General features: G+C 69.6%; 25 protein-coding genes and 1 pseudogene. 5 read left to right on the plus strand and 21 right to left on the minus strand.

The window, feature by feature from the left end:
• The gene (locus tag KYK13_RS09655) at positions 1–777 is read right to left on the minus strand and encodes a hypothetical protein (protein ID WP_223643783.1); all 777 of its coding nucleotides are present in this window, start codon (positions 775–777) and stop codon (positions 1–3) included.
• A 92-nt stretch (positions 778–869) separates the two neighbouring features.
• On the opposite strand from KYK13_RS09655, the gene KYK13_RS09660 reads away from it, so the two are divergent.
• Genes KYK13_RS09660 through KYK13_RS09670 form a run of 3 tightly spaced genes read left to right on the plus strand, consistent with a single transcriptional unit; the run spans position 870 to position 3,700 of the window.
• Positions 870–1,775, plus strand: a complete 906-nt coding sequence (locus KYK13_RS09660; RefSeq protein WP_223643784.1) for a hypothetical protein — start codon at positions 870–872, stop codon at positions 1,773–1,775.
• Complete coding sequence (locus KYK13_RS09665; protein WP_223643785.1) at positions 1,775–3,043, plus strand: MBL fold metallo-hydrolase; 1,269 nt, start codon at positions 1,775–1,777, stop codon at positions 3,041–3,043. The genes KYK13_RS09660 and KYK13_RS09665 overlap by 1 nt, the downstream gene beginning before the upstream one ends.
• Positions 3,044–3,064: 21 nt before the next feature.
• Positions 3,065–3,700, plus strand: a complete 636-nt coding sequence (locus KYK13_RS09670; protein ID WP_223643786.1) for a hypothetical protein — start codon at positions 3,065–3,067, stop codon at positions 3,698–3,700.
• A gap of 10 nt (positions 3,701–3,710) precedes the next feature.
• Here KYK13_RS09670 and KYK13_RS09675 read toward each other — a convergent pair whose 3' ends face one another.
• From KYK13_RS09675 to KYK13_RS39275, 14 genes and pseudogenes are all read right to left on the minus strand, one after another.
• On the minus strand, positions 3,711–4,172 hold the full coding sequence (locus tag KYK13_RS09675; RefSeq protein WP_223643787.1) for a phage tail protein: 462 nt from the start codon (positions 4,170–4,172) through the stop codon (positions 3,711–3,713).
• Positions 4,169–4,819, minus strand: coding sequence for an HNH endonuclease (locus KYK13_RS09680; RefSeq protein WP_223643788.1), 651 nt, complete (start codon positions 4,817–4,819; stop codon positions 4,169–4,171). Before KYK13_RS09680 ends, KYK13_RS09675 begins: the two co-directional genes overlap by 4 nt.
• Positions 4,816–7,038, minus strand: coding sequence for a phage tail protein (locus tag KYK13_RS09685; protein WP_223643789.1), 2,223 nt, complete (start codon positions 7,036–7,038; stop codon positions 4,816–4,818). Before KYK13_RS09685 ends, KYK13_RS09680 begins: the two co-directional genes overlap by 4 nt.
• A complete protein-coding gene (locus KYK13_RS09690; RefSeq protein ID WP_223643790.1) occupies positions 7,035–7,403 on the minus strand; it encodes a hypothetical protein in 369 nt (122 codons plus the stop codon). Before KYK13_RS09690 ends, KYK13_RS09685 begins: the two co-directional genes overlap by 4 nt.
• The gene (locus KYK13_RS09695; protein WP_223643791.1) at positions 7,400–8,308 is read right to left on the minus strand and encodes an IPT/TIG domain-containing protein; all 909 of its coding nucleotides are present in this window, start codon (positions 8,306–8,308) and stop codon (positions 7,400–7,402) included. The genes KYK13_RS09690 and KYK13_RS09695 overlap by 4 nt, the downstream gene beginning before the upstream one ends.
• A 50-nt stretch (positions 8,309–8,358) precedes the next feature.
• The gene (locus tag KYK13_RS09700) at positions 8,359–8,949 is read right to left on the minus strand and encodes a phage virion morphogenesis protein (RefSeq protein ID WP_223643792.1); all 591 of its coding nucleotides are present in this window, start codon (positions 8,947–8,949) and stop codon (positions 8,359–8,361) included.
• Positions 8,950–8,953: 4 nt separating this feature from the next.
• Complete coding sequence (locus KYK13_RS09705; RefSeq protein ID WP_223643793.1) at positions 8,954–9,592, minus strand: hypothetical protein; 639 nt, start codon at positions 9,590–9,592, stop codon at positions 8,954–8,956.
• Positions 9,589–9,879 carry a hypothetical protein gene (locus tag KYK13_RS09710; RefSeq protein WP_223643794.1) on the minus strand — a complete coding sequence of 97 codons (291 nt, stop codon included), beginning with the start codon at positions 9,877–9,879 and terminating at the stop codon, positions 9,589–9,591. Before KYK13_RS09710 ends, KYK13_RS09705 begins: the two co-directional genes overlap by 4 nt.
• Positions 9,876–10,376 (minus strand): hypothetical protein, encoded by a 501-nt coding sequence (locus KYK13_RS09715; RefSeq protein ID WP_223643795.1) that lies wholly within the window; start codon positions 10,374–10,376, stop codon positions 9,876–9,878. Before KYK13_RS09715 ends, KYK13_RS09710 begins: the two co-directional genes overlap by 4 nt.
• Complete coding sequence (locus tag KYK13_RS09720) at positions 10,376–11,017, minus strand: hypothetical protein (RefSeq protein WP_223643796.1); 642 nt, start codon at positions 11,015–11,017, stop codon at positions 10,376–10,378. Before KYK13_RS09720 ends, KYK13_RS09715 begins: the two co-directional genes overlap by 1 nt.
• Before the next feature lies 1 nt (position 11,018).
• Positions 11,019–11,420, minus strand: a complete 402-nt coding sequence (locus KYK13_RS09725; RefSeq protein ID WP_223643797.1) for a hypothetical protein — start codon at positions 11,418–11,420, stop codon at positions 11,019–11,021.
• Between the two features lie 17 nt (positions 11,421–11,437).
• A complete protein-coding gene (locus tag KYK13_RS09730; protein WP_223646573.1) occupies positions 11,438–13,231 on the minus strand; it encodes a phage major capsid protein in 1,794 nt (597 codons plus the stop codon).
• Positions 13,185–14,534: an XkdF-like putative serine protease domain-containing protein gene (locus KYK13_RS39270; protein ID WP_370645406.1), complete on the minus strand. Its 1,350-nt coding sequence runs from the start codon at positions 14,532–14,534 to the stop codon at positions 13,185–13,187. Before KYK13_RS39270 ends, KYK13_RS09730 begins: the two co-directional genes overlap by 47 nt.
• Positions 14,517–15,404: pseudogene (locus KYK13_RS39275) on the minus strand (DNA adenine methylase); the annotation flags it as partial. The gene KYK13_RS39270 and the pseudogene KYK13_RS39275, both read right to left, overlap by 18 nt.
• Before the next feature lie 274 nt (positions 15,405–15,678).
• On the opposite strand from KYK13_RS39275, the gene KYK13_RS09740 reads away from it, so the two are divergent.
• Entirely contained in the window at positions 15,679–16,644 is a 966-nt protein-coding gene (locus KYK13_RS09740; protein WP_223643799.1) for a hypothetical protein, read from the plus strand.
• A gap of 1 nt (position 16,645) precedes the next feature.
• Here the strand turns inward: KYK13_RS09740 and KYK13_RS09745 are convergent, their stop codons facing one another.
• Genes KYK13_RS09745 through KYK13_RS09765 form a run of 5 tightly spaced genes read right to left on the minus strand, consistent with a single transcriptional unit; the run spans position 16,646 to position 20,248 of the window.
• Positions 16,646–17,719 carry a phage head morphogenesis protein gene (locus tag KYK13_RS09745; protein WP_223643800.1) on the minus strand — a complete coding sequence of 358 codons (1,074 nt, stop codon included), beginning with the start codon at positions 17,717–17,719 and terminating at the stop codon, positions 16,646–16,648.
• Positions 17,694–17,993, minus strand: a complete 300-nt coding sequence (locus tag KYK13_RS09750; RefSeq protein ID WP_223643801.1) for a hypothetical protein — start codon at positions 17,991–17,993, stop codon at positions 17,694–17,696. The genes KYK13_RS09745 and KYK13_RS09750 overlap by 26 nt, the downstream gene beginning before the upstream one ends.
• On the minus strand, positions 17,990–18,244 hold the full coding sequence (locus KYK13_RS09755) for a hypothetical protein (protein WP_223643802.1): 255 nt from the start codon (positions 18,242–18,244) through the stop codon (positions 17,990–17,992). Before KYK13_RS09755 ends, KYK13_RS09750 begins: the two co-directional genes overlap by 4 nt.
• A complete protein-coding gene (locus KYK13_RS09760; RefSeq protein WP_223643803.1) occupies positions 18,234–20,045 on the minus strand; it encodes a phage portal protein in 1,812 nt (603 codons plus the stop codon). The genes KYK13_RS09755 and KYK13_RS09760 overlap by 11 nt, the downstream gene beginning before the upstream one ends.
• Complete coding sequence (locus KYK13_RS09765) at positions 20,042–20,248, minus strand: hypothetical protein (protein WP_223643804.1); 207 nt, start codon at positions 20,246–20,248, stop codon at positions 20,042–20,044. Before KYK13_RS09765 ends, KYK13_RS09760 begins: the two co-directional genes overlap by 4 nt.
• A gap of 259 nt (positions 20,249–20,507) precedes the next feature.
• Between KYK13_RS09765 and KYK13_RS09770 the strand changes: the two genes are divergently transcribed.
• Positions 20,508–20,993, plus strand: a complete 486-nt coding sequence (locus KYK13_RS09770; protein ID WP_223643805.1) for a hypothetical protein — start codon at positions 20,508–20,510, stop codon at positions 20,991–20,993.
• 13 nt (positions 20,994–21,006) lie between these two features.
• Here KYK13_RS09770 and KYK13_RS09775 read toward each other — a convergent pair whose 3' ends face one another.
• Positions 21,007–22,440, minus strand: a complete 1,434-nt coding sequence (locus tag KYK13_RS09775) for a terminase large subunit domain-containing protein (protein ID WP_223643806.1) — start codon at positions 22,438–22,440, stop codon at positions 21,007–21,009.
• Between the last annotated feature and the right edge of the window lie 46 nt (positions 22,441–22,486).

Genomic DNA, 22,486 nt, shown 5'->3' on the forward strand with positions numbered 1-22,486 from the left:
TCACGTCGGGGAAGAGCTGCTCCGGGCCTTCCGCCTCGCCGTCCTGTCCTTGCCCGGCAGGAAGAACCCCTTGTCGAAAGGGAGCTCCACCTCCTGCGTTTGGACGCACTCGGGGCACTCGATCTCGATGGTCGTGTCGACGCCGCAGTCGACGCGGTCGAACTCGTCGACGAGGAAGTCAGCGTCGCGCATCGTCAGCTCCTCGAGGAACTGGCGCTTGGCCCTCGGCTCGACGCCGTCGATCTCGAGCACGCGGTACGCGAGCACCGCCGAGAGCAGCTTGTCGGGCGCCGAGCGCTGGAGCGCGGGCAGCTTCCGCTCGTCCTCGCCGGTGAGCAGCTTGAACGCGACCTTCTTGCCGGCGTCGGGCAGCGTAGTCTCGAAGCGGTTCCCGCCAACGAACGCGGCGCGGCTCTCCTCGGAGAGCTTCCGCACCGGCAGCTTCGTCAGGTCGATCTCCCACTCGATGCGCGCGCGGCAGTTGTCGTTGCGGCACGAGACGCCGAAGGCGTACTCGGGGCCGTAGGTCAGCGCGCGCACCATGAGCAGCGCGAAGAAGCGGTCGCCCTGGAGCACCTTGCCGAGATCGAGCTTGCCGCCCTCACCGAGCGCGTAGGGCCCGGCGTCGAGGGTCTCCTCCCAGCAGGCCGCGAGCAGCTCGTCGACCTGGCCGCCGCTCTTGGCCAGCTTGCGGTCGGCGAGGACGCGCTCCTCGCGCACCTTCATGCCGCGAACGCGGCCAGTGAGCCCCGAAGGGCACGTGATGACATCTGCCATGCGCTGCCTCCACGGGGGCAAAGCCGCCCGGGAAGCGCGCGGGGGACAGCAACCCTCGCGGTGATGTGCGCCCGTGGCGTATGGTGGTGAGGATGGCCGCGATCGCGCGCAGGGGGCTGAGCCCCGAGTTCCTCGCGGACCTCCAAGGAGGTCTGCTTGCGCCGATCCGCGAGCGCGTCGTGCGGGACCAGAGCCTCTGCCTTGAGCTACGCGAGGACTACATCAACGTCTACTACCGGGGCGGGAACGTGATGCGCGTGTCCCGGGCCGACGGTGGCTACTCGGCGTTCTTCGACACCAAGTACTTCCAAGGCTCGGTCCTCTCGATGCCCGAGCCTCGGTTGCGCGAAGCCTCGGACGTCGCGTCCTGGCTGGCCGCACTGCCCACGCTGAAACAGGCGATGGACCTCACGCAGCCCGGCGAGGAGCGAGAGGTCCAGCAGCTCATCCTGCGTGACAACAACGTCGGAGGGGTCGCGCGCTCGACCGACTACTACGTTTGCGACATCGAGTACGCGAACCACCACGGGCGCTTCGATCTCGTCGCGGTCCGCTGGCCCTCCACTCCGGCCGCGCGGAAGAGGCAGGGCGGCCATCGCCTCGTGCTCGGCGAGGTGAAGTTCGGGGACGGAGCGCTCGAAGGGACCGCAGGACTTCACGCGCACATCAACGACGTGAACGCCTACCTCGCCGCGCCCGGCAACCTCGCTGCGCTCAAGCAGGAGATGCTCCGCGTCTTCAACCAGAAGCGCGCGCTGCGCCTCATCGACTGCGAGAAGGATCTCGTCGCGTTCAGCGAGGAGGCGCCGATGCTGCTCCTCGTCCTCGTCAACCACGACCCGGACAAGTCCCGGCTGCGAGAGCTTCTTCGTTCGTTGCCGCCCAGCCCGCATGCCGAGCTTCGGATCGCCACGGGCAGCTTGCTCGGGTACGGCCTCTACGAGCCCGCGATCCTCCCGGTCGACGAGGCGCTCGCGCGCTTCGAGGCCTGCTTCTGATGACCACAGGCCCCGTCCTCACGATCCACCGCGCCGCTGACGAGATCGGCGGCAACTGCATCGAGCTCGAGCACGACGGGCACCGACTCCTCCTCGACGCGGGGAGCCCGCTGGCGGGCGATGGAGCGACCGATCCGTATGGCGCCATCCCGCGTACCCTCGACACGTCGAAGGGCATCGCGGGCCTGGTCATCTCCCACCCGCACCAGGACCACTGGGGTCTCCTCCGCTCGCTGCCGGCGTCGTGGTCGGTGTGGAGCGGCGCCGCGTCCGAGACGCTGATTCGGATGACCGCGTCGCTCTCGGGCGCCGTCGTCGAGCAGCGGTTCCAGACCTACCGCCCGCACGAGCCGTTCAGCGTCGGCCCGTTCACGATCACGCCGTTCCTCACGGACCACTCGGCCTTCGACGCGCACATGCTGCTCGTGGACGTCGGTGGTAAGCGGGTCCTGTACTCAGGCGACTTCCGCCGCGTCGGGCGCAAGGCCGCCCTCGTCGATCGCCTCATGAAGAACCCGCCGCCCGGCGTCGACGTGCTCCTTCTCGAAGGGACCACGCTCGGTCGCTCGGAGGCGTTCCCAATGGAAGCCGAGCTCGAGGAGGACTTCGTCGCGCTCTTCCAGCGCACGTCCGGGCGCGTGTTCATCACGTGGTCCGCGCAGAACATCGATCGCACCGTGACGATCTACCGGGCCTGCAAGAAGGCCGGACGCACGCTGGTCCTCGATCTCTACACCGTCGACGTCATGGAGCGCTTGTCGGCGCTGCGCGACACGCTCCCTCGGCTCGGCTGGCCTCTCGTGCGCGCCGTCATCGCGTCGAGCATGAAGTGGATGTACGAGAGCCCCGAGCGCATGAACGCGCCCGCCTTCGTCGAGCGCGTCGCGACGTCGGGCCACGCGATGGGCGCCGCGAAGCTCAGCGAGATGCGCGACGCCGTGGTGATGCTGCGGTCCTCGCTGCTCCGCGACTTCACCAACAAGGGCGTAAAGCTCGGGCCCGAGGACGCCTGGGCGTTCTCGATGTGGTCGGGCTACCTGAAGACGCCTGAGTACCAGCAGGTGCGCGCGACCTTCGACGCGGCGGGCGCGACCCTCGCGCAGATCCACACGAGCGGTCACGCCTCGCGCGACGACCTCGAGGAGTTCGCCCGCCGCATCGCCCCGCGTCGCCTCGTGCCGATCCACAGCTTCACGTGGGACGAGCACCTCGACGGCTTCGAGAACGTGCAGCGTCTCCGCGATGGCGAGCCGTTCCCGATCCCGTAGGTTCATCTTGAGGAGCACGCCGTGACGTCAGCCTGGCCCCACTACAAGCAGTACCTGCGCAACTACGCGCAGACGTCCCGCAAGCTGAACGGGGTCCTCTACGATATGTGCGAGCGCATGCCGTCGCACACCGACGAGGGCGCGATCTGGGCGAAGGTCTGGATCATCGGTCGGTCCTACGCGAGTGGCATCGAGCGGCATGCCGCCGATGGCCTTGGCCCGATCGTCGCCGCGTTGCGAGGCTCAGCGAAATGGCTCGACCCTGGCCTCCGGCGACTTCGCAAGATGGCCCCGGTCCCGTCGCACGAGAGGCTCCCACAGATCGCCGTGCTTCACGGCAGGCTCGCAGAGGAGATCCGCAACCACACCCGCAACGGCAATCAGGTGCGCTCCTTCGTGTCGAAGTACATGCACTTTCACGCACCCGTCGTCCCCATCTACGACAGCGTCGTGAACGTCCAACTCCGCGCTCGTGACTGGTATCCGTGGTCGCGCGCGCTGTCGAAGGCGCACCCGACGCCGCAGGGGGTGGACGAGGCGTACTGGCAACACTGCGTACGCATCGCGCTGGTCGCTGACGACTGGCAGCGCGAAGGGCTGGAGCCGACCGCCCGCGACATCGACACCTACGTGTACCAGTGGGCCTCCGAGTTGTGACTCCTCGCGCTCACTGAATGAGCTCGAAGAAGTCGTACGTGAGCGTGACCGACTCGATCACGTTCTCGTCGCTCTCGTTGTCCCACTCGCCCGCGACGAACTTCACCGGCCACGCGCGCGAGAGCGACCAGCGGCGCAGCGTGAGGCCGTCGCGGTCCTGCTGCACGATGTCGAGGTTGCGCTTGTAGTTCACGTCGGTGAGGCCGAGACCGCTCGACGTGATGGCCACGTCCTGGAACCAGTCGAAGAGGTCGCGGTCCTGCGTGGCGCCGCGCTCGAGCGTGACGTCGGAGAACGTCAGGCGCCCAGGGCTCTTGTTCGGGATGAGCGAGCCGCCCTCGAAGTACTGCACGTTGGCGACCTCAACGGAGAGTTCGCTCGCCTTCTGAAAGCCCGAGTGCCCAAGATCGTCCACCTCCACCACGAACTTGAACTTCTTGTGGAAGCTTCTGGGGTTGCCGATGACGGTCATGCTGCACGCTCCTTCGGTTGGGGCCTCTGCGCGCGGCGACGATCGCGGTAGTCGAGGGCGACGCCCGACTTCCACCGGTGGCAGTTGGCGCAGAGGAGTTGCCCGTTGTCGGGCTCGCCGGTGCCGCCCTCGGCGACCGGAACGATGTGGTCGAACTGGAGCGCGTCGTTACAACGACACCATGCGCAGCGCCCGCCGTGCGCGTCGAAGATGATGCGCTTGGTCTCCAGGCTGAACGTCGCGGCCGCGCGAGGCTTCATCGTCGAGCGATCCTTCACGTAGCGTGGATGCTCAGGGCCAGCCGGGTTCTTCGGTGCCGGTTGGTGCCCTTGCAGGTACTGCGGGATGCCCGTCGCGTTGTGCCTCTTCAGGATGACGATCGGGCCGTCGCAGCCGCAGTGGCACCGGTGCCGCCCCTGCTGCTCCGCGACCCACGCGGCGACATTCTTGAAGTTCCAGTGCTCGACACGAGCATGGTGGCCATGCACGAAGCGCGGGACGCCCTTCGACCGGTGCCACGGCTGCGGGATGACGAATTTCCCGCAGCCGCAGTCACACGGCTTCGGCTTCTGTTGCGCGACCCACGACGCGACGCTCTCCTGGCCGCGCCACAGCCCGTTCTTCGGAACACCGCGCGGCATGGTCATCCCTCTGCGGCCGCGAGCTCGGCCTCGAGCGCGCGCGTGTCCTGGCTGATGCGGAGGACGATGAACTCCGCGGGCTTGTTGGTGGCGAGGCCCACGCGGGCGATGAGCTTGCCGGCGAAGATCTGTGTGGGCGTGTTGAGCTGCTCGCTCACGTCGACGAAGAACGCGGTGCTCGGCGTCTTGCTGCGGAACGCGCCGTTGTTCATCTGCGCGAGCAGGAACGCGGTGATGGTGCGCCGCACCTGCGCGCGCAGCCCCTCCGTGTTGTTCTTGTGGCGCGCGAACTGGAGCCCCTGCTTCAGCGAGCGCTCGATGAAGATGACGCCGCGCCGCTCGGCGACGTACGGGAAGTTGCCGTCGCCCTTGAGCGTGCGCGAGCCGTCGATGTAGCGCGGCAGCCCCGGGCCCGTGGTCAGCGGGTTGATGCGGTGCGGGTAGACGAGGTCGCGCTTGTTCTCCTCGAGGACCTCGTCGGTCTCGAAGCCCAGCACTCCGAACATGCGGCCCGCCTCAATGCCTGCAGGCGGGTCGTACACGCCGCCCGGGTGGGCAGAGTCGGTGCGCGCGAAGACGCCGGCCACGATGCCCGAGGGCGGCACCACGATCTGGTCCGCCGAGCCGAGCACGCTCTTGGCCGGGTTCAGCACCTTCACGCGGGGCCAGTAGATGGCCCCGAACTCCGAGAGCCGCTCGAGGGCGGCGGTCGTCGCGACGTAGGTGACGATGTCCGTCGCGCTCTGGTTCGCGGGCGGATCGAGCACCGCGAACACCGCGCCGTCGCGCTCCACCTCGCAGTAGCGCACCATCGCGTTGTGGACGGCGGGCGTGGCGCGGCCGGGCACGAGGAGCAGCGACAGCTCCTGCACCTGGTCGAGCGCGCGCAGGCCCGTCTTGGCGGGCTCGCTGCCGATGAAGTCGGCGTCGTCGAGGCCCACGAGGCCGTCGCCACCGCCCGCGAGCGCCACGGTCTGCGGCGGCGGGACGGGCGCGCCCGCGAGGAGTTGGTCGATGACTCGCACGTAGACGGAGCCGGTGCGCGCGTCGTTGACGATGGCCTCGACGTAGCGGGCGTCGCCCGGGTTCATCGAGAGGTTCGGGAAGGTCTCGCGGTAGGCGCCGTCCTCCGCGACGAGCAGGTCGAACGCGCTCGCCGAGCCGTTGGTCGCGGCGCGCACCTCGGCCTCGACGCGGTTGGCGTAGGCGCCGGGGTCCTTGCCCTCGACGCGCACCGCGTTGGCGGTGCCCGAGGCCGCGCCCGTGTGCAGCGCGTTGTCGAGCCCGAAGGCGGCGGCCGTCGCGGGGTTGGCCTGCACGCTGGCGCCAGGGCCGGTGGCGACGGTGCGCACATCGAGCACGCCGCCCACGCCCGCGTCGACGGTGACGCTCGGGATGGCCGCCTCGACGACCGCCTTCACCTCGGCGACCTCGACGGCGCGGAGGTTCGCGACGTTGCCGCCGCCGACCGACGCCGCGCCGGGGAACGCCAGCACCGCGTTGGCCGTGCCGCCCGTGACCTGGATGCGGCTCGCGGTGCCCTCGGTGTCGCTCGCCAAGCGCACGATGCCGCCCGGCGTGGTCGCGCGCCCACCCACGATGATGGCATTGATGGCGGCGGCGACCTCGGTGGCCGTGGCGTTGGCGATGTCGGCGAAGTCGGCGGCCGAGAACAGCACGGTCTGCTCGAGGCCGTTGTCGACGCGCAGGAGCAGTTCCATGCCGTCGGCGAGCGCGTACGGACCTGCGCCGCCCGCCGCCATCGCAGCCGGCGAGCCGAGGAACACGGCATCGACCTCGGGCGCGCCGTCGACCGCGAGGCGGATCAGGTCTCCCTCGTGCAGCACGAAGGGCCCGGGCGCGGCGCCGAGCAGGATGCCCGGCGTGGGGCCGCCGCCCGCGACGAGGAAGCCCGCCGCGCGCACGGCGGTGGCGGTCGCCGGGTCGGCGACGTTGCTGTAGTGTGCGGTGCGGACGACCCAGAGCTGCGCACCGCCGTTCTCGAAGAAGCCCATCGCGGCGAGCGCGAGGTCCGAGTCGGGCGTGAAGCCGCCGAACTTGGTCTGGAAGTCGTCGAACGACGTGCACAGCACGGCTTCGCCGATGGGGCCGCGCTCGGTGATGCCGACCGCGCCCGCGACGGAGGTGGGTGCCGAGGGGATGCCGCGAACCTTCGGCTCCTCCTCGACGATGACGACCTTGGACGACAGGAGCTGTCCGCTCACGATGCACCTCGCTTGTTCTTCTTCTTCGCCTCGGGGGCCTTCACGTCAGTGCGGCTGACCTCGGGCGAGGTCGTAGTGGGAGTGGGAGTCGGGGCCACGGCGGCCTTGGGCAGCTCTGGCACGTGGCGCTTCACGGCGAGGTCGCCGCGCTTCACCGCGCGCACGACGTCGGGGATGGCGAGCACGGCGTCGTCGAGCGCAGGGCTCGTCACACCGCTCGCGAGCGTGAGCGATCGCGCCGTGCGCCGCGCGCGGCGGCCCTGCTCGACGTCGCAGAGGCACTCGCCGAGCGCCTTGCAGTAGGTCTCGTGCGCGAGCACGAAGACGAGGCAGCGCCCGCTCGTGTTGGTCAGCGAAACGGTCATGGAGCAACTCCGGGAGCGATGGCCTGCGTCGCGATCAGCTCGGGCTCGGTGACGCGCTTGCCGAGGTCGAGGGGCAGCCCCTCGTCGACGTCGAAGCCGCGCACGACGAAGCCACAGGTGAACGCGCGCATGTCGTCCTTGCCCGCGAGCTGGGTGCGGAACTCGCCGTCGGCGTCGAGCTCCCAGCGCACGGTGCCGTGCGAGGCGTCGGCGGGGTCGCGCGCCAGCGCGAGCCAGCGGTTGCGGTTGAGGAACGTCGCGACAGCAGCCATCAGGTTGAACAGCTCGGCGGTCCGCTCGGATGCTGCGGTCAGCGTGAAGACGAGGTCGACGGTGTACGGGGGCTTGCGCCGAACGAGCTCGGGGCCCGAGACGCCGCCCACCACGTCCTCGTGCGCGACGTTCGCGGAGTAGAAGCGGTTCGGGCGCAGCGTCGGGCCCGAGAGCACCAGCGACGGCACCTTCGCCATCGCGATGACGTTGAGGCCGTCGAGCGTCGTGTCGTCGTAGTCGACGCTGACCGTGGCGCTCACGTTGGCGAGCACCTGGCGCTTCAGCTCGCGCAGGAGCTGGCGGATGACGCGCGTGAGGTCCGCCTCGCGGGCGACGGTGGGGCGCGCGAAGCGGTACGCGCCCGCGACGACGACGGACTCGCCGGGGACCGGGTCGCCCGCCGCGTCGAGATTCTGCAACTCGACGTCGGCGACCCCCACCGCGTGGATCGGCGTGCGCACATCGACGATGCGGAGTCCCGCCTCGTCACGGACGGACAGCACCTCGGCGGGCGTGCCGCCGAACAGCACGCGGACCCGGTTGGCGATGCCAATCCCGACGAGCCGCACGAGATCGCCGCCGCTCGAAGGACCGGCTGCGGGCTGCACGGAGCTGAGGGTCGGGAGGGCCACGCGGAGGCAAAGCCACCGGGCCTGGTGCTCAGGGGACGCGCCCCTTCACCTCAGGGCGCGAGGCCCAGCTCCTTGGCGACGCGCTCGAGGAACCGCTTGCTGGCGCCCTCGCGGAACTTGTCGAACGCGGGCCGGAGGAAGGGCCGCGCTGGGACCTGCACGACGATGACGCCGCGCCCGCTGCCGCCGGTCGGCTCCTTGCCAGCCTGCCGGAGCATCGCGAACAGGAAGCGGCGCATCTTGGGCGTCATCGGGATGATAACGGGCGGGCCGCCGAACTCGTGGAGCTTGGCGAGGTCCACCATCGAGGCGCCGTCCTTCGAGCGCGCCGAGCGCGACACGCCGATGAAGGCCTCGTCGCCGTGGACGAACACCGTGATGGAGTTGCGCAGGTCGCCGCGCACGATGAGCGCCTTGGTCCCGCCGAAGCCCTCGAGCTGGCGCGCGGCGATCGTGAGCGGCGACGGCGGCTTCAGCGGCTCGCCGCCCGGCGCCTGGCTCGTGAGTCCCTGGACGATCTCGTTGCGCAGGGCGTGGGCCTCCTGGCGCACGGCGGTGCCGATCGCCGCTTGCAGGCGCTGCGGCGCGGCGGTGAGGAGTCGCCGCGCCCGTGCCCAGTCTCCGGTGCGCGAGACCGCCATCGGCTCACCCCTGCTTGAAGCGCAGACGCGGCACGTGCTCGTTGAGCCAGCCGAGCGCCACGTGCGTCGCCTCGTTGATGACCGCGCCCTGCTTCACGCTAATGGCCGAGAGCGCGAGCGACTTGGCCGTGACCTCGATGTCCTCGTCCCGGCAGCCGTAGTCCGCGAGCACCGAGGCTGTGCGCTGCGCCGAGGGCGTGGTGCCCGTGCGCCAGTACGCCATCTCGAGGTTCGAGCGGTAGGCCTCGGCCTCCCATCGGGCGCGCGCGGCGCGGTCGGCGACGTAGCTCACCTCGTAGGAGAGCCCCTCGCGATCGTGCTGCTCGACGTGCTGGTGCTCGTGGACGCAGATGACGATCTGGTGCCACAGGTCCCAGCCGCCCTTGGGCGAGCCGACCTCGAACGGCGTGTAGATGCGCCGGCCGATGGTGGTCGTGAAGTTCTTGAGGAAGCGGTCCTTGCTCTGGATGCCGAGCGCCTCGATCCCCCGCGCGACGAGCTGCATCTCGAGCGCGCTGTTCTTGTTGATGACGCTCGTGCGGAAGTGGTCCTGCATGAAGCGCCAGAACGCCCAGACCTCCTCGGGCTGCACGTCGAGGAAGATCTTGCCGACCACCGGCAGCGACTGGAGGTAGCCCTTCATCGCCCACCTCCCGCCGCCGCGTCGGCGTCGCTGGCGGGCACGCAGGTGTGCCCGGTGATGTGGCCGTCCTCGGTCGTCTCGTCGACGTGCGCGCAGACGAAGGGCGCGCCGCTCCGTTCGCTCACGTTGTCGCAGTCGGCGAGCTCGTGGTAGCCGCCGTCCGCGTCGCAGATCTCGGCGGCGTTGCCGGTGCAGCGCGTGGCGCCGAGGACGCAGCCGTCGATGGGGCGGCAGTGCGCGCCGAGGCAGACCACGGCGAGCGTGGTGAGTGCGAGAGCCTTCATCATGTTCCACTCCGTGCGGCCGCCCGGTCCTGGAAGGAGACGAGCAGCAGGTTGCGGCTGGGCCGACGCCGGTGGAGCCCGAAACCGATGGGACGCGCCTCGGTCACGTAGAGACCAGGAGGCGTGCGCACGGCCTGCACGAGCTGGCCGTCGCGCGCGTAGAGCGCGCCCAGCCTGTCGCTCGGGCGAATCAGGGCGTCGCCCGTAGCGGCGTCGACGAGGCCGAGCCGCTCGAGATCCCTGAAGTGGAAGACCAGATCAAAGCTCGACCAGGGCGTGTTCCCGGACGTCGCCATGCGCAAGGCTTCAAAAGCCTCCGGCTCCACCTGGCAGGGGACGCGCACGGGCGGGTGCTCGCGACGAAACGGCTCGCCGACGCCGTCGTCGTCGGTGTCGATGAGCACCGGCTCCTTGAAGTCCTCGTCGTAGTCGGGTGCCATCGCCTGGGTGTCGAGGCGATGCAGCTCTGCGACGAACGGGAAGATGAGCCGCCCGCGCATCACGCCGCTCCGAGCGGCGTGGGCCGCACGTAGAGCGCGAGGAGCGCGTCGATCTCCGGGTCGCCGGTGAGCGACGCCGAGCTCGCGGCCTTCGCTGGGTCGAGTTTGTAGCTCTGGTCCCGCGTCCGCTCCTCGATGATGCGCCAGCGGCTGCGCGCCTCGAACGAGGCGTCGTCGGCGAGCGGCGCGAGCGAGCGTAGGACGAGGAGCATCGTCGCGCGGCGGATCGCGGGCGGCGTGCGCCCCGTGGGCGTGCCGTCGTCCTCGGTGAAGCCCCAGAGCCCCTCGGCGACGACGTTGCCGTGGCCGCGCGGGAAGGTGCGCCCGTGACGGCGGGTGAGGCGCGGGCCGTCGAAGCCAGACTGGATGGGCGCGCCGACGACGAGGAGTTGGCTCGAATCGAGCGGCAGCTCCGTGGTGCCGAGCACCAGGCGATCGAGGCGGATCGGCGGCACCGGCAGCTCGATGCTCGGCGCGCCACGCCCAGAGAGGCGCAGCGTGAGCAGGCGTGGCTCGAAGAACCAGCCCGTAACGCGGTCGATGAGTCGCGAGGCCTCGTCGAGCTGCAGCTCGAGGCGGGCGTCGCTCGCCTCGGCCGCCGTCACGCCTTCGGCGCGCAGGTCGACGACCGAGGCGTACACGTCACTCTCGCTCGCGCTTGCCGCGCTTGGGTGCGTCGTCGTCCTTCGCGGGCGGCGGCGTGGAGGCCGGAGGCGTGGTCTTCGGCAGGTCGTCGGTCGTGACGGTGCCGCGCGCGGGGACGACCTTGAGATCGTCGGTGGCGCTGCGCTTGACCTTCGCGGCCTCGCTCTCGCCGGCGTCGAGCGCCTTGGCCTCGGCCTCGGTGCAGACATCGAACGCGAGCGGAGCGTAGCGGTCGGTGGGCACGGTGCGCACGGCGCGCAGGTGCTCGCCGACCTTGCGCTCGACGCGGTACCAGCCCCGCTCGTCCTGGAAGCGGATGCCGGCGTAGGTGAAGCGACGCAGCACGAAGCCGCGCCGCGGATCGTAGGGCTTGAGGCGAACCAGCAGGGTGTCGGTCATGTCTCGTTCTCCTCAGCTCAGAGCTGCACGTCGATGGCCTTGGCCACGCCCGGCTCCTCGGCAAACTTCACGTCGAAGCGGAGCGTCGCGACGATCTTCAGCGTGCCCTCCGAGATGTCGCGGTCGGACTCGAAGCGGATGTTCCGCCAGATGCCGACGTGGACGTTTTTCGGGTTGCACAGCACGATGGCCGTCTGGTCACCGCCCACGCCGAGGTTCTCGGGGAAGAGCGGGATGGGCTGGAGCGGCACGCCCGAGTAGAGGACCGGTGTGTCGTCCTCGAGGAAGCGGTCGCCCGCGACCGTCGCGCGGTCGGCCAGCGTGTTGCGGTAGCCGAGGTCCGCGTCGACGCTCGACAGGAAGCGCATCGCCTTCTTGTCGCGCAGGTACTCGCTCGGCAGCGTCTTGAGCATGTCGCGGAGCAGGTCCTTCGTGATGGGCGTGCCCGCCGCGTCGACGATGTTACTCGTCGCCTGCTTGAGGATGCCGTCCATCGTCGCGAGGAACGGGTCGACCGAGGCCGTGTCGCCGTTGATGGCGACGTCCTCCATGTCGCGCGCGATGGCGTCAGCCAGCATCTCCATGATGGTCTGGCGCAGCTCGCCGCGCTCGATGCTGTCCTCGAGCACCTCGTCGGAGAGGCGCACCTCGGCCTTGAACAGCTTGGCGTCGAGCTCGACGTCGGACAGGTCGGGCTTCACGCGGTCGGCGGCGCCGAGCGCGGTGCCCTCCTGGCCCGGCCGCAGCACGCGCGCGCCGAACTTCAGCTTTGAGATCTGCTGCTTCGGCGAGGCCATCGGGACGACGGTCGCGAGCTGCAGGAGCACGGACTGCTTGATGAGCAGGCGCATGAACTTCTGCGCCTGCGCGGGCTGGAGGATGCCGCCGCCCGCCGTCAGATCGGCGAGCGCGAGATCGGCCTTCTCCAGGATGGAACGGTTGCTGAGGTGGCTCATGAGGGTCTCCTTCCGGCGGGGTGTCAGAGGTCGTGGAAGGAGATCGCCTTGTCGACGCTCTCCCGGTCCTTGGGCTTGTTGAGATCGAGCGGCCATCCCACGTCCTCGACGGAGACCTTCGACACGCGCTCGGCGGGCGCCGCGCTGTTCGGGAGCCCGAACTGCTTCTCGACGCGCCCGAGCCGTTGCTGCTGCTCCTTCACGGTCTCCGACAGCGACCGGAACGACTCGGCGAGCTTCGCCAGCGACTCGTTCACACCGGGCGCGGGCTCGGTGGTGGCGGGCGCCGGCGCGGGCGTCTCGGTCTTCGCGGCGGGCACCTTGCTCGCCGCCTCGCGGATGCGGGCGAGCGCCTGCTTCGCGGCGGTGAGGCTGCTCGCGAACGTCGCAGCCTCGACGGCCGTCGGCGACTGCTTCGCGCGGGCCTCGATGTCCTCCTCGCTCTCGTCGTCGGTGGTGCGCTCGAGGAGCTGCATCGCGACGCTGCGCAGCTCCTCGGCGAGCCCCGCGAGGCGCGCGTCGGCCTGGTCGGCGCCGAGGTCGCCGAGCAGCTCGACCAGCCCGGTCAGGCTCTCGAGCGCCGCGAGCGCGGCGTTCAGCGCCGAGTTGTCGTCGAGCTTCGCCGTGGGCGCAGCGGGCGGCGACGGCTCGGCCGGGGTGGTGTTCTGGGGCTTGTCGTCGTCCATTGCTTCGTCCCTCTTCACGATGAGAAAGCGGTGCTTGTTTGCGGCGCGGTCGACGAGCGAGACCTCCTCGACGACCATGTCGACGAGGCGGTGCACGCCGTCGCCCTTGCGAACCTCGGTCGTCATGCGGCGGCCTCCGTCTCGGGGGTGGCGTCTTCGGTGGGCTCAGGAGCCGAGGGCTCCGGCTCGGTGGGCGACTGTTCCGACGTCGGAATAGGTGCGGGCTCGGGCACGCGACGCGCCGAGCCGCCGATGGAGAAGCCCGTGAGGTCGCCCGACTTCACGCGCTCCCACAGCTCGTCGGAGAGCACGCGCACGGCGAGGAGCCACGTGCCCTTGCGGACCGCGAGCTCGCCGACGGTGAAGTCGGTGGGCGCGAGGTAGCTCTCGAGCACCTTCACCTGGCCGTTCACGCGGAGGCGGTGCATCAGGCCGAGGCCGCCGAAGTCCTCCATGAACCGGTGGGCGGCGGCCCGGATCTCGTCGGCCGAGTAGATGTCGCCCTGCGCGTCGACCACCTCGGGCTCGAGCACGATGCCGAGTACGAAGCGCTCGTCGTTCGGATCGAGGCCCTTCACGAGCTGCGTGGTCTTGTCGAAGACGAGCGCATCGACGCTGGGGTGGAGCGGCAGGTGCTCGCACTTGGCCACGAGCTCGAACTCCTCGGCCTTGCGCACGGGGAAGTTGGCGACGAAGAGGCGCATGGCTTGCTTCGCGCCGCCGCGCCCTGAGGCCTCGCGGACCTTGAGCCGGAACACATGCCCGACCTTCTTGAACGCCGCGACGTTCTCCGGCGTCGGGTTCAGGACCGCGATGAACTTGCCCTTCACCTTGGCGAGCGCGTCGATGAACTCGCCGAGGTCGATGACGTTGTCCTTGTCGAACCACTCGCCGGGGTACGGCGGGTCGATGAAGAAGAACGTGTCGGGCGAGTCGTAGGACTGCAGCGTCTTCCTGTAGTCCTGCCGGAGGATGGTCACGTCCTTCAGGCGCTCGGCGGCCTTGAGGTACTTCTCGGGGTTGGTCGTCGAGCCGAGGTGCTGCTGCGCCGGGTGCGTGCCGTCGGGGCGGCAGTCGCGCGCGTGCGTGCGCACGAAGACGAGCTTGTAGAAGCGCGCGACGTCGTCCTTCGGCGTCATGTCGCGCGCCTTGGCGAAGCTCTCCTGCGTGACGGTCCACTCGAAGCGGCGCCGCAGCTCCGCGACGCGCTCGGGCGTCATCTCCTTGATGCTCCGGTGCAGGAAGACGACGTCGTCGTCGAGGTCGGCGATGACCTCCCTCTCGCTCGGGTCCTTTGCGTGCAGGACCGCGGCCGCGCCGACGAAGGGCTCGACGTACGTCTTGTGCGCCGGGATGAGCGGGACGATCCGCTTGGCGTAGTGGAACGAGCCTCCGAACGTGCCGAACGGCTGGGCCTTCTCGACATCGTCGCCGCCCGTGTCGAGCGTGCCGTCCCAGTCCTCGACGGCGATGGAGTCGTCGAGCCCCTTGATGGCGGGCTCGTAGTTCGCGACCAGGAGCTGCGTCAGGACGGACGGGCCGCCGACGCCGCGCATCGCCGCGATGGTTCGCGGCGTGCGGATGCGCTTCACCCAGAAGTCCGAACCCTTCACCAACTCGGGGAACTTCCCTCGGATGCCGTAGGTGATGAGGAAGCGGCCCTTGAGCGACTTGATCAGCTTGAAGAAGCGCTCTTCGTCGAACACCGACTCGCCGACGTCGACGTTGTAGCCGGGGTACGGCGGGTCGAGGAAGAAGACCGTGTCCTTGCTGTCGTACTTGCGGACGACCTTCTCGTAGTCCCCGCCGTACACCTTCACCTTCTTCAGCCGCGGCGCGAACTTCTCGATTCGCTTGATGGTCGTCGCCTCGACGCCGACCACCGTCGGGCTGAAGCTGCGCCCGCGCATCTTCCCGTAGGAGAAGTGCGTCAGGTACAGGAAGCGGTGAAGCCGCTCGACGTCGTCCTCGGGCTCCTCATCGAGCAGCCGCTTGAACGTCTTCTCGTCGCCCACCCACGGCAGCTTCTTGAGGCGCGCGAGCCCCTCGGGCGTCAGCTTCTTCAGCAGGCGGTACGCGTCGGCGATCTCCGGGTCGGCGTCGTTGATGACCTCGACCTCCGAGGGCTCCTTGGCGAACAGCACCGCCGCGCTGCCGGCGAACGGCTCGACGTAGGTCTTGTGCGCCGGGAGCATCGCCACGAGGCGATCTGCCAGGCGCTTCTTGCCCGCTGGCGAGCCCCAGATGGTCTTCTCGACCTCCGTGCTCTCCGACCGGGCGCCCTGGCTGGCTGCGAGGACGCGGCGCGCGTAGGCGATGGCGGCTTCGCGGCGGTCACGCATCGCGGAGCGCCTCCGGGTCAGAGCCCCACGTGGGCTGGTCGGTGGAGGGCGCGTTCAGATCGCGCGGCCAGACGACGGGCGCGTCCTGCTTCTCTGTCTTGTCGCCGGGCCGCCTAGGCGCAGACGGACGCGTCCCGACTCCGGTGCTCTCGGACTCGCGCGGCTTCGTGTCGGACATGCGTCGGCCTCCGCAGAGGCAAAGCAGCCGACTTCGCGCGGAGGGGACACGTCACGTCGCCTGTGGTAACGTGGCGACTCACGGAGGTCCGGTCCTGTGCAGTTCGACGAGGCGCTGAAGCTGGTCGTGGACAAGGTCCCGACGGAGTACCCGAAGCATATGCTCTGCTACTTCGCTGCGAATGCGGCGCGCGGCGTGGTGCTGCCGTTCACCGTAGGCCTCTGCAGAACGCTCGCCGAGATCGACTCAGCGACTCCGGGATACGCCGCCGAGATGGTCGACCGACTCGCAGAGATCGCGGGAACTGGGGAAGAGCAGTACGAGGCGGTCCTCCAGATCCTCGCCGAGGTCTACGTCACGCAGGGCGTCGTTGCTGCCGCCTCACGAGAGGGGGCGGCGCCGCAAGTTGTCCATGAACCTGGCCCGGCCGGGAAGAAGAACCCGGAATGCGAAGCCCTCATCGCGGGCAGGTGGTGCGCGATCGAGGTGAAGACGCCCAAGCTCATCGCGCATGCGCGGCAGCGCTCGTCGAACCCCTGGCAGGTCACGGCACGCGTTCCTCGAGAGACGACGAAGGACTTCCAACTCACGCCCCCTCGGGACAACCCGGTGAAGGACTTCCTGGTGTCAGCGGAGGCGAAGTTCACGGTTTACGAGGCGCATCGTGCGGACGCGCTTCGGCTGCTCTTCATCGTCTGGGACGACTTCTGCAACGAACCCATCTCGGCCTTGCTGAGCCCGGTGTCGGGCCTCCTCACGAACCAGTCGTTCCATCGCAGCGCAGACGGCACGGCTGTTGCGTATCCCCATGTCGATGGGATCGCGGTGGTTCGCCACCAGCACCAGCTCCTGCGGGCCACGCGGGAGAAGCCGTTGGCCGATGGGGTGGTGGACGCGATGCGCTTCCACCACGACGGGTTCCCCCCAAAAGCGTTCATCCAGATGCCTGGTGGTCGCCCCGTGCCTCGCGACGTGCTCGACGCTCTCAACCTGGCACCGCTCCACGCGTGTCTCGGCGCCGAGTACATCCCCGGCGAGATCATCATGTGGTCCGGTGGGTAGTTCAAAGAACTGCGATCGTCGTGGTTCGACAGAGCCCGTGGTACGGCGGGAAGCCGATGCCGACCTCGTTCAGCGCGGAGTCGCTGGCGAGCGCGCGGAAGTCGCCGCGGTCATCACGAATGCCCAGTGCCGAGCGCGCCACCTCGGCGAGGTCGGTCCGGCCGGCGCCGCCGTCCACGTAGAGCCGGGTCCGGCCCGTGTCGGGGTCGCGGGCCTCCCGGACCCAGGGCATCGCCTGCTTGATGGCCTCCGGGTCCTCGAGTTGCTCGATCCGGTCGAAGCGACGGAGGGCATCGGCCACCGAGAACGTCTTGCCGTGCAGGTAGCGGCAGATGTTCGTGGTCTGCTCATCGAGCACCGCCTCGATGCGGTACTGCCGAATGGCCGCCTCGGCGTAGCTGCTCATCTGCGCGTAGGAGCGCCCCTGCGCGATGAACGCGCTGGCGACCGTCTCCCAGTAGAACGGCGCGCGATCGACGAGGGCCGCGCGGGCGGCCCGTTCGAGACCCGCGGCGATGTCGTCACGTCCGAGGCCTTCCTCGAGCCCGGCCGCGACGATGCGGCCGAAGCCCTCGATGCGGCGGCCGTACTCGTCGCGGACGAAGTTGCCTTGGGAGCGGGTCATGTGGGCGACGACGCGCTGGTCGAGGGCGTTGAACTCGGCGCCGATCGCGAGCCGCTGCCCGCGTCGGGCCTCGGCGCGGGTGGCGGCGACCACCTCCTGCGCGGCATTGTTGAACGGCGCCGCGATGCGCGCCGGGACGAGCGCCGTCGCGCGGCCCGCTGCGCTCATTGCCTCGGCGACCATGCGGCGCCGCTCGGCGGCAGTGGTGCGGGACCAGTCGACGTCGAGGACGGCGATCGCCTCGCGCACGGCGTTGGCATCGGCCCGGCCGGTGGCGCGCCGGAGCCGCGCGGCCAGGAGCGCCACGGCGCGGTCGAACCCGGCGCGGGTGGCGAGGTTCATGGCCTTGGCCACGGGGAGACCGAGGCAGCGCTCGACGAGCTCGTCGGCGGCGACGCGGGCCTCGTGGACGACGAGGAGCCGATCAGCGGAAGCTGATGTGCCGCACATCAGCGTCCTCCTCGAGCCGCAGCTCGCCGTGGCGCACGTGCATCAGCACGCGGCAAAAGGTGCATCGAAGCGCCTTCGAGAACGTGAAGTCGTCGGGCTCGTCGCCCTCGGCGATGTTCACGTCGTCGTGGCCGGCGAGCGCGGGCGTGTTGAACGCGCAGCGCGGGCAGCAGACGTGGTGGCCTACGAGGAGGTTCGTGCGGTCCTGCGGTACTCGGCGGACTTCTCCGCGCTCCAGGCGGCACGGCCGCTTCGACGAGGGCACGAGCTTCACTGCCCGCCTCCGACGACGAGTGGATCTCGGCGCTTCGCGCGCACCTCGACGCCCGCCACCGTGGGCGAGAACATGACGTCGTGCGAGGCCGCGCAGCGGTCGCAGAGGGCGAAGACGAGCAGCCCGTTGCGCCAGAGCGTGGTCGTCTCATCGAGGCCCGCGTGACGCTTGCACATGCGGCAGGCGATGACGCCGCGCTCGGCGTCGAGCTGGGCCTGTTGTACCCACGCGCGCTGATGCTCAGGGCGCATCGGGCACCTCGCCGAACCAGCGCGCGAACTCGTCGCGCGGCACCTTCACGTGCTCGACGTCCTGGTAGCGGCGCGCCAGGTCGAGCCGCCCAGCCGCGAGCCGCTCCTCCTCGGCGCGCAGGTCTTCGCGCAGCGCGAGGAGCTGCTTGGCGCTCGGGAGCAGGGACTCGCCGCCCACCGTCTTTGGCTTCAGGTCCTCGACGCCGGTCTGGATGCCGGCGAGCGTCAGCGTGATGGGGCGCTTGGTCCAGTCGTCGCCGATCTTCCTGAACTCGCGGTTGAAGATGTCGCCGGCCAGGAGGCGGCCCTCCTCGGGCGTCAGCACGCCGACTCGCACGAGCCGCTCGACCATCTCGGTCATGCGCTCCGGGTCGCGCGTGACCGGCGTCTGCGAGCGGAACCGCCAGAAGCGCACGCCCATGTCGGCGAGCAGCTTGCGGTTCATCAGGAAGTCGAACTCGTCGCGCTCGGGCTGGAAGACCTGATCCTCGGCGAAGCGCAGCGCGCTCTCGGCAGTCGCACGGTTGAAGTCCTTGCTCTCGCCGCGCAGCAGGCGCGGCAGGCGGAACGCGCTGCCGACCTTGTCGATGTTCCGCTCGTCGTAGACCTGAAAGAGCGCGTCCTGCTGCTGCGCGTCGGTCAGCGGGCGCAGCTCGATCTTCGCGCGGCCGCCGTCGCCCGTGCCCGCGCCGTCCGCCTCGAGGATGAGGATCTTGTGAAAGTTCGCCTTGCCCTTGAGGTTCTCCTCGATGAAGCGCTCGATGCGCGGCACTGAGGCTTCGGAGAGCCGGCCGCCCGAGACGAGCAGCGCCATCGGCGGGACCGACTTGTTCTCAAAGTAGAGATAGTTGACCTCCTCCATCTGCCGCGAGCCGAGGACGGACAGCAGCGTGCCCACCCAGCGCGGCACGCCGTAGAGCGAACGCGGCGAGTGGATCGCGAAGTGGAGCAGCTCGGTGGCGGGGCCGTCGTCGGGCTTGGCGGCCCTGAGCGCGGCGATGTCGGGGAAGACGCGGCCGGTCGAGCGCGACACCACGCGCGGATCACCGAACGACTTGAAGTACACGCACTCGGTGCCCTGGACCTGCACGTAGCGGCGCATGCGGCGGCGCGCGCTCACGGTGTCGAAGCTCACCGGCGAGACGCGCACACGCTCGCGGACCTCGACCGCCTCGCGGTCCAGCGGCAGGAGTCGCACCGTGTACGATGGCACGTAGACCAGCCGCGCGAGGTCGCCCTTGCCGTCGCGGAGCACCTCCCAGAAGGCGTTTCCGGTGACCTCGAGGTCCTGCCTCGTGCGGCGGCGCAGGTCGACGAAGGAGTGGTCGAAGCAGGCGAAGTCGAAGAACGAGTCCAGGCGCGCCCGCTCGACGCGCGCGAGCTGGCGCAACTCCGCGAAGCGCGCCGAGAGCTCCTCGGCGCTCGGCGTGAGCCCCACGCCCTCGGGCAGCGTGCCCGCGTCGCGCGCGGCGAGCCGCTCGAGCGTCATCGCGTCGGCCACCTTCGAGCGCGCGTCCTCGGCGTCGAAGTCGATGGCCGCGTCGAAGCGGTAGCCGTTGCCGTCGATATTGGTGGCGTAGGCGTCGACGTTCTGGCGCAGCGAGTTGGAGTGCTCGACCAGGAGGCAGAGTGTCTCCGGGTCGTAGGGCGGCAGCAGCGCGCCGGCCGAGGTGAATGCGCTGGTCGTGTCCTCGCCCGCGGGACGGCTCGCCGGGTCCTGCACCCGCGCGCCGACCACGACTGCCTTGAGGATCGTCTGGAGCCGCTGCTCGGCGTCGTAGACGGCGTCGGGCGTCGTCACCGCGCGGCCTCCGCGTACGCCACGAGTCCGGTCGGCGTGAACGACACCGCGCGCGCCCGGAGCCCGCGCTTGGCGATCGCTTCGTGGGCGGTGGCCAGGAGCCCGTCCTCGCTGGCGGCCTCGAGCTCGACGTCAGGCCCGGGCTCGGGCGGGGTGCCGGGCTTGCCGGCCGGGACGACGAAGGTCTTGAGGGTGCGCCGCATGGTGGACTCCGCGAATCAGCGGAGGCGAGGCGCTTGGCCAGCCTGCGAGGAGGCAGTCCATCTGGGCACCGAGCATCTGGACCGCGCGCCTCGCCTCCGGGGGGAGCAAAGCGGCGCGGTGGCCTGGTTCGGGGACGGCGCCTTTTCTCGCTACGAGGGGGTTGCCTTCAGGCGGGCGACGGAGCCGTAGTGCGTAAGTGGGCCCGCGACGCGCGAACGTCCGGGCCCGTGGGTAAACCTTGAAACGAAAGGCTCACCGATGAAGAAGCTATCGAAGCAAGACCCGCCGCACAATCCCCAGCCCCTCTCCCCGAGGCCCAGCTACTACTGCCAGATGAAGCCTCCGGGGGAGGACAGCCACCCTGTCGATATCGCTGTTCGGCAGCGCCTCCCTCAGGATGCTGAGCGCAAGCGCCTCTTGGAGCTTCAGGAGCAGGTGGGGGCCCAACTCGGGAAGAATCTGGCGGGCTTCCTGGAGTTGGAGTCGCTGCGCAGCGACATCTCCCTTGACCGGGAGGAGGCGTTCTTCGACGTGGGGTACGAGTACGGGCTCGCGGAGGCTCAGGCGCGCGCCCGCAGGGGCACGGTGGTGTACTCCGAGGCGGGGGAGGCGCTCGCGAGGGACGTGCGCGAGCGGATGGTGCAGGCGCAACTGTCGTTCGAGGACACGCTGGTGGCCCTCCTCGAGTGCCTCTGGGTGGCGGCGCTGAGGGAGCGTGGCACATTCTCGGAGGACTCCGCGTAGGCGCACGCCTGCTTCACCCCAGCACGCGAACCCCAATGTTGCCAGCCAGCGGGCGCTCTGGCGCCCGCTCTTTCTGGCAGGCGAGCGCCACAGCCCAGAACTTGTCGGCGTGGCCTCGCGCATTGCGCTCGGCATCGAAGCTGACCTTCCCGGAGGGTAGCACCCGCCGCTTGATTGCGTGGACCTGTGCGACGAGGTCGCGGTCGCGTGGCAACGTCACGTCACGCCGCTGGAAGAGGATTTTGAAGTCAGTCGCCCAGCGCTCCTTCGCCTCGTTGGTGAAGTTCTCGCCGACGACCTGCGGGAAGTCGCGCGACAGGTTCTCGGCGAGATTCATGCCGATGCCGCTGCGGTCGATGGAGAGCCGAGCGACGGGCAGCGTGCCGAGCAGGCGCCGCAGCTCGGCCTCCTGCTCGGCGAAGGGCGTCCCCTCGAAGCTGCGCAACATGCGGCATGTGAAGCGGCCCTCGATTTCCTCGAACACCGCCAGCTCCGAGCGGTCACGTGTGCGGCCGACGTCGAAGCCCGCGACGATTCGGCCTTCGGGCGCGCGCACACTCGTCGGCTCGTCGTAGAGGACGAGGTCGTCGCTCGTGCACGGCAGGATCAGCTCGTAGGGGAAGTAGCTGTACGTCTCGTCTACGAACTTCCCCTCGAACTCCTGCTGGAAGTCCTCGAGCGGCAGCGAGTCGAACTGCTCGATGAGCGTCGGCCGCCCGAAGCGCGCGACGCGCTCCTCCGTCGGCAGGTCGAGCGCGACAGCGGACGCCGCGCGCACGTCGGTGGCGAAGAACCGACACAGCCACCAGGGAACGAGCTGCCGCGTGTGGTGCGGGTACTTGCGCAACTCCTCGTTGGCGATCTCCCAGAAGATGCCGCGCCGGCCGAGCGGGGTGCTGCAGCCGGTGAGCTGCCCGTTGCTTCGCAGGATGAGCGCCGTCGAGCCCCGATACACCTCGCGGTCGTTCACGTAGTGCGCGAGCTCGTCGAGGTAGACGTCGCCCTTCTTTCCGCGCGGCGCCTTCGACGGATGCGAGAGGATGCGCGAGAGCTTCTTCGTCGCGCCGTTCGACTCGAAGGCGAGCTCGGTCTTCGAGTCGACGACAAGCCGCTTCTGGTACGCAAGCGGCAGCTCCTCGTGGACCTGGCGCGCGATGAGGATCTTCTCCTTCGCGTCGTCGAGGTTGTAGGAGACGAAGACGGCGGTGTGCTTCTCGCGCAGGTGGCAGCGCGCGAGCGCCTCCAGCGCGAAGAGGAACGAGAAGCCGATCTGGCGGCTCTTCGTGACCCACCGGAAGCGAGAGCGGTTGTTGAGGAACTCGCGCTGGTACGCCTCGAGCACGATGGGCTCGTCGTCGTAGGCCATGAGCCCCGTGACGAAGCCGGGCTCCGTCACGAGCCACTCGGCGAACTCCTCCTCGGTGCGCTTGACGATCCCGAGCGTCATGCAGCCCTCCGCGACGTCGCGAGCGACCTTGCCTTCCTGCGGAAAG

The sequence above is a fragment of the Corallococcus sp. EGB genome, from assembly GCF_019968905.1.
Classification (GTDB): domain Bacteria; phylum Myxococcota; class Myxococcia; order Myxococcales; family Myxococcaceae; genus Corallococcus.

Coding starts and splice junctions, on each gene's coding strand:
- KYK13_RS09655 (WP_223643783.1), bottom strand. CDS start 777: ATGGCAGATGTCATCACGTGCCCTTCGGGGCTCACTGGCCGCGTTCGC.
- KYK13_RS09660 (WP_223643784.1), top strand. CDS start 870: ATGGCCGCGATCGCGCGCAGGGGGCTGAGCCCCGAGTTCCTCGCGGAC.
- KYK13_RS09665 (WP_223643785.1), top strand. CDS start 1,775: ATGACCACAGGCCCCGTCCTCACGATCCACCGCGCCGCTGACGAGATC.
- KYK13_RS09675 (WP_223643787.1), bottom strand. CDS start 4,172: ATGACCGTCATCGGCAACCCCAGAAGCTTCCACAAGAAGTTCAAGTTC.
- KYK13_RS09680 (WP_223643788.1), bottom strand. CDS start 4,819: ATGACCATGCCGCGCGGTGTTCCGAAGAACGGGCTGTGGCGCGGCCAG.
- KYK13_RS09690 (WP_223643790.1), bottom strand. CDS start 7,403: ATGACCGTTTCGCTGACCAACACGAGCGGGCGCTGCCTCGTCTTCGTG.
- KYK13_RS09700 (WP_223643792.1), bottom strand. CDS start 8,949: ATGGCGGTCTCGCGCACCGGAGACTGGGCACGGGCGCGGCGACTCCTC.
- KYK13_RS09705 (WP_223643793.1), bottom strand. CDS start 9,592: ATGAAGGGCTACCTCCAGTCGCTGCCGGTGGTCGGCAAGATCTTCCTC.
- KYK13_RS09710 (WP_223643794.1), bottom strand. CDS start 9,879: ATGATGAAGGCTCTCGCACTCACCACGCTCGCCGTGGTCTGCCTCGGC.
- KYK13_RS09715 (WP_223643795.1), bottom strand. CDS start 10,376: ATGCGCGGGCGGCTCATCTTCCCGTTCGTCGCAGAGCTGCATCGCCTC.
- KYK13_RS09725 (WP_223643797.1), bottom strand. CDS start 11,420: ATGACCGACACCCTGCTGGTTCGCCTCAAGCCCTACGATCCGCGGCGC.
- KYK13_RS09745 (WP_223643800.1), bottom strand. CDS start 17,719: ATGTGCGGCACATCAGCTTCCGCTGATCGGCTCCTCGTCGTCCACGAG.
- KYK13_RS09755 (WP_223643802.1), bottom strand. CDS start 18,244: ATGCGCCCTGAGCATCAGCGCGCGTGGGTACAACAGGCCCAGCTCGAC.
- KYK13_RS09765 (WP_223643804.1), bottom strand. CDS start 20,248: ATGCGGCGCACCCTCAAGACCTTCGTCGTCCCGGCCGGCAAGCCCGGC.
- KYK13_RS09770 (WP_223643805.1), top strand. CDS start 20,508: ATGAAGAAGCTATCGAAGCAAGACCCGCCGCACAATCCCCAGCCCCTC.
- KYK13_RS09775 (WP_223643806.1), bottom strand. CDS start 22,440: ATGACGCTCGGGATCGTCAAGCGCACCGAGGAGGAGTTCGCCGAGTGG.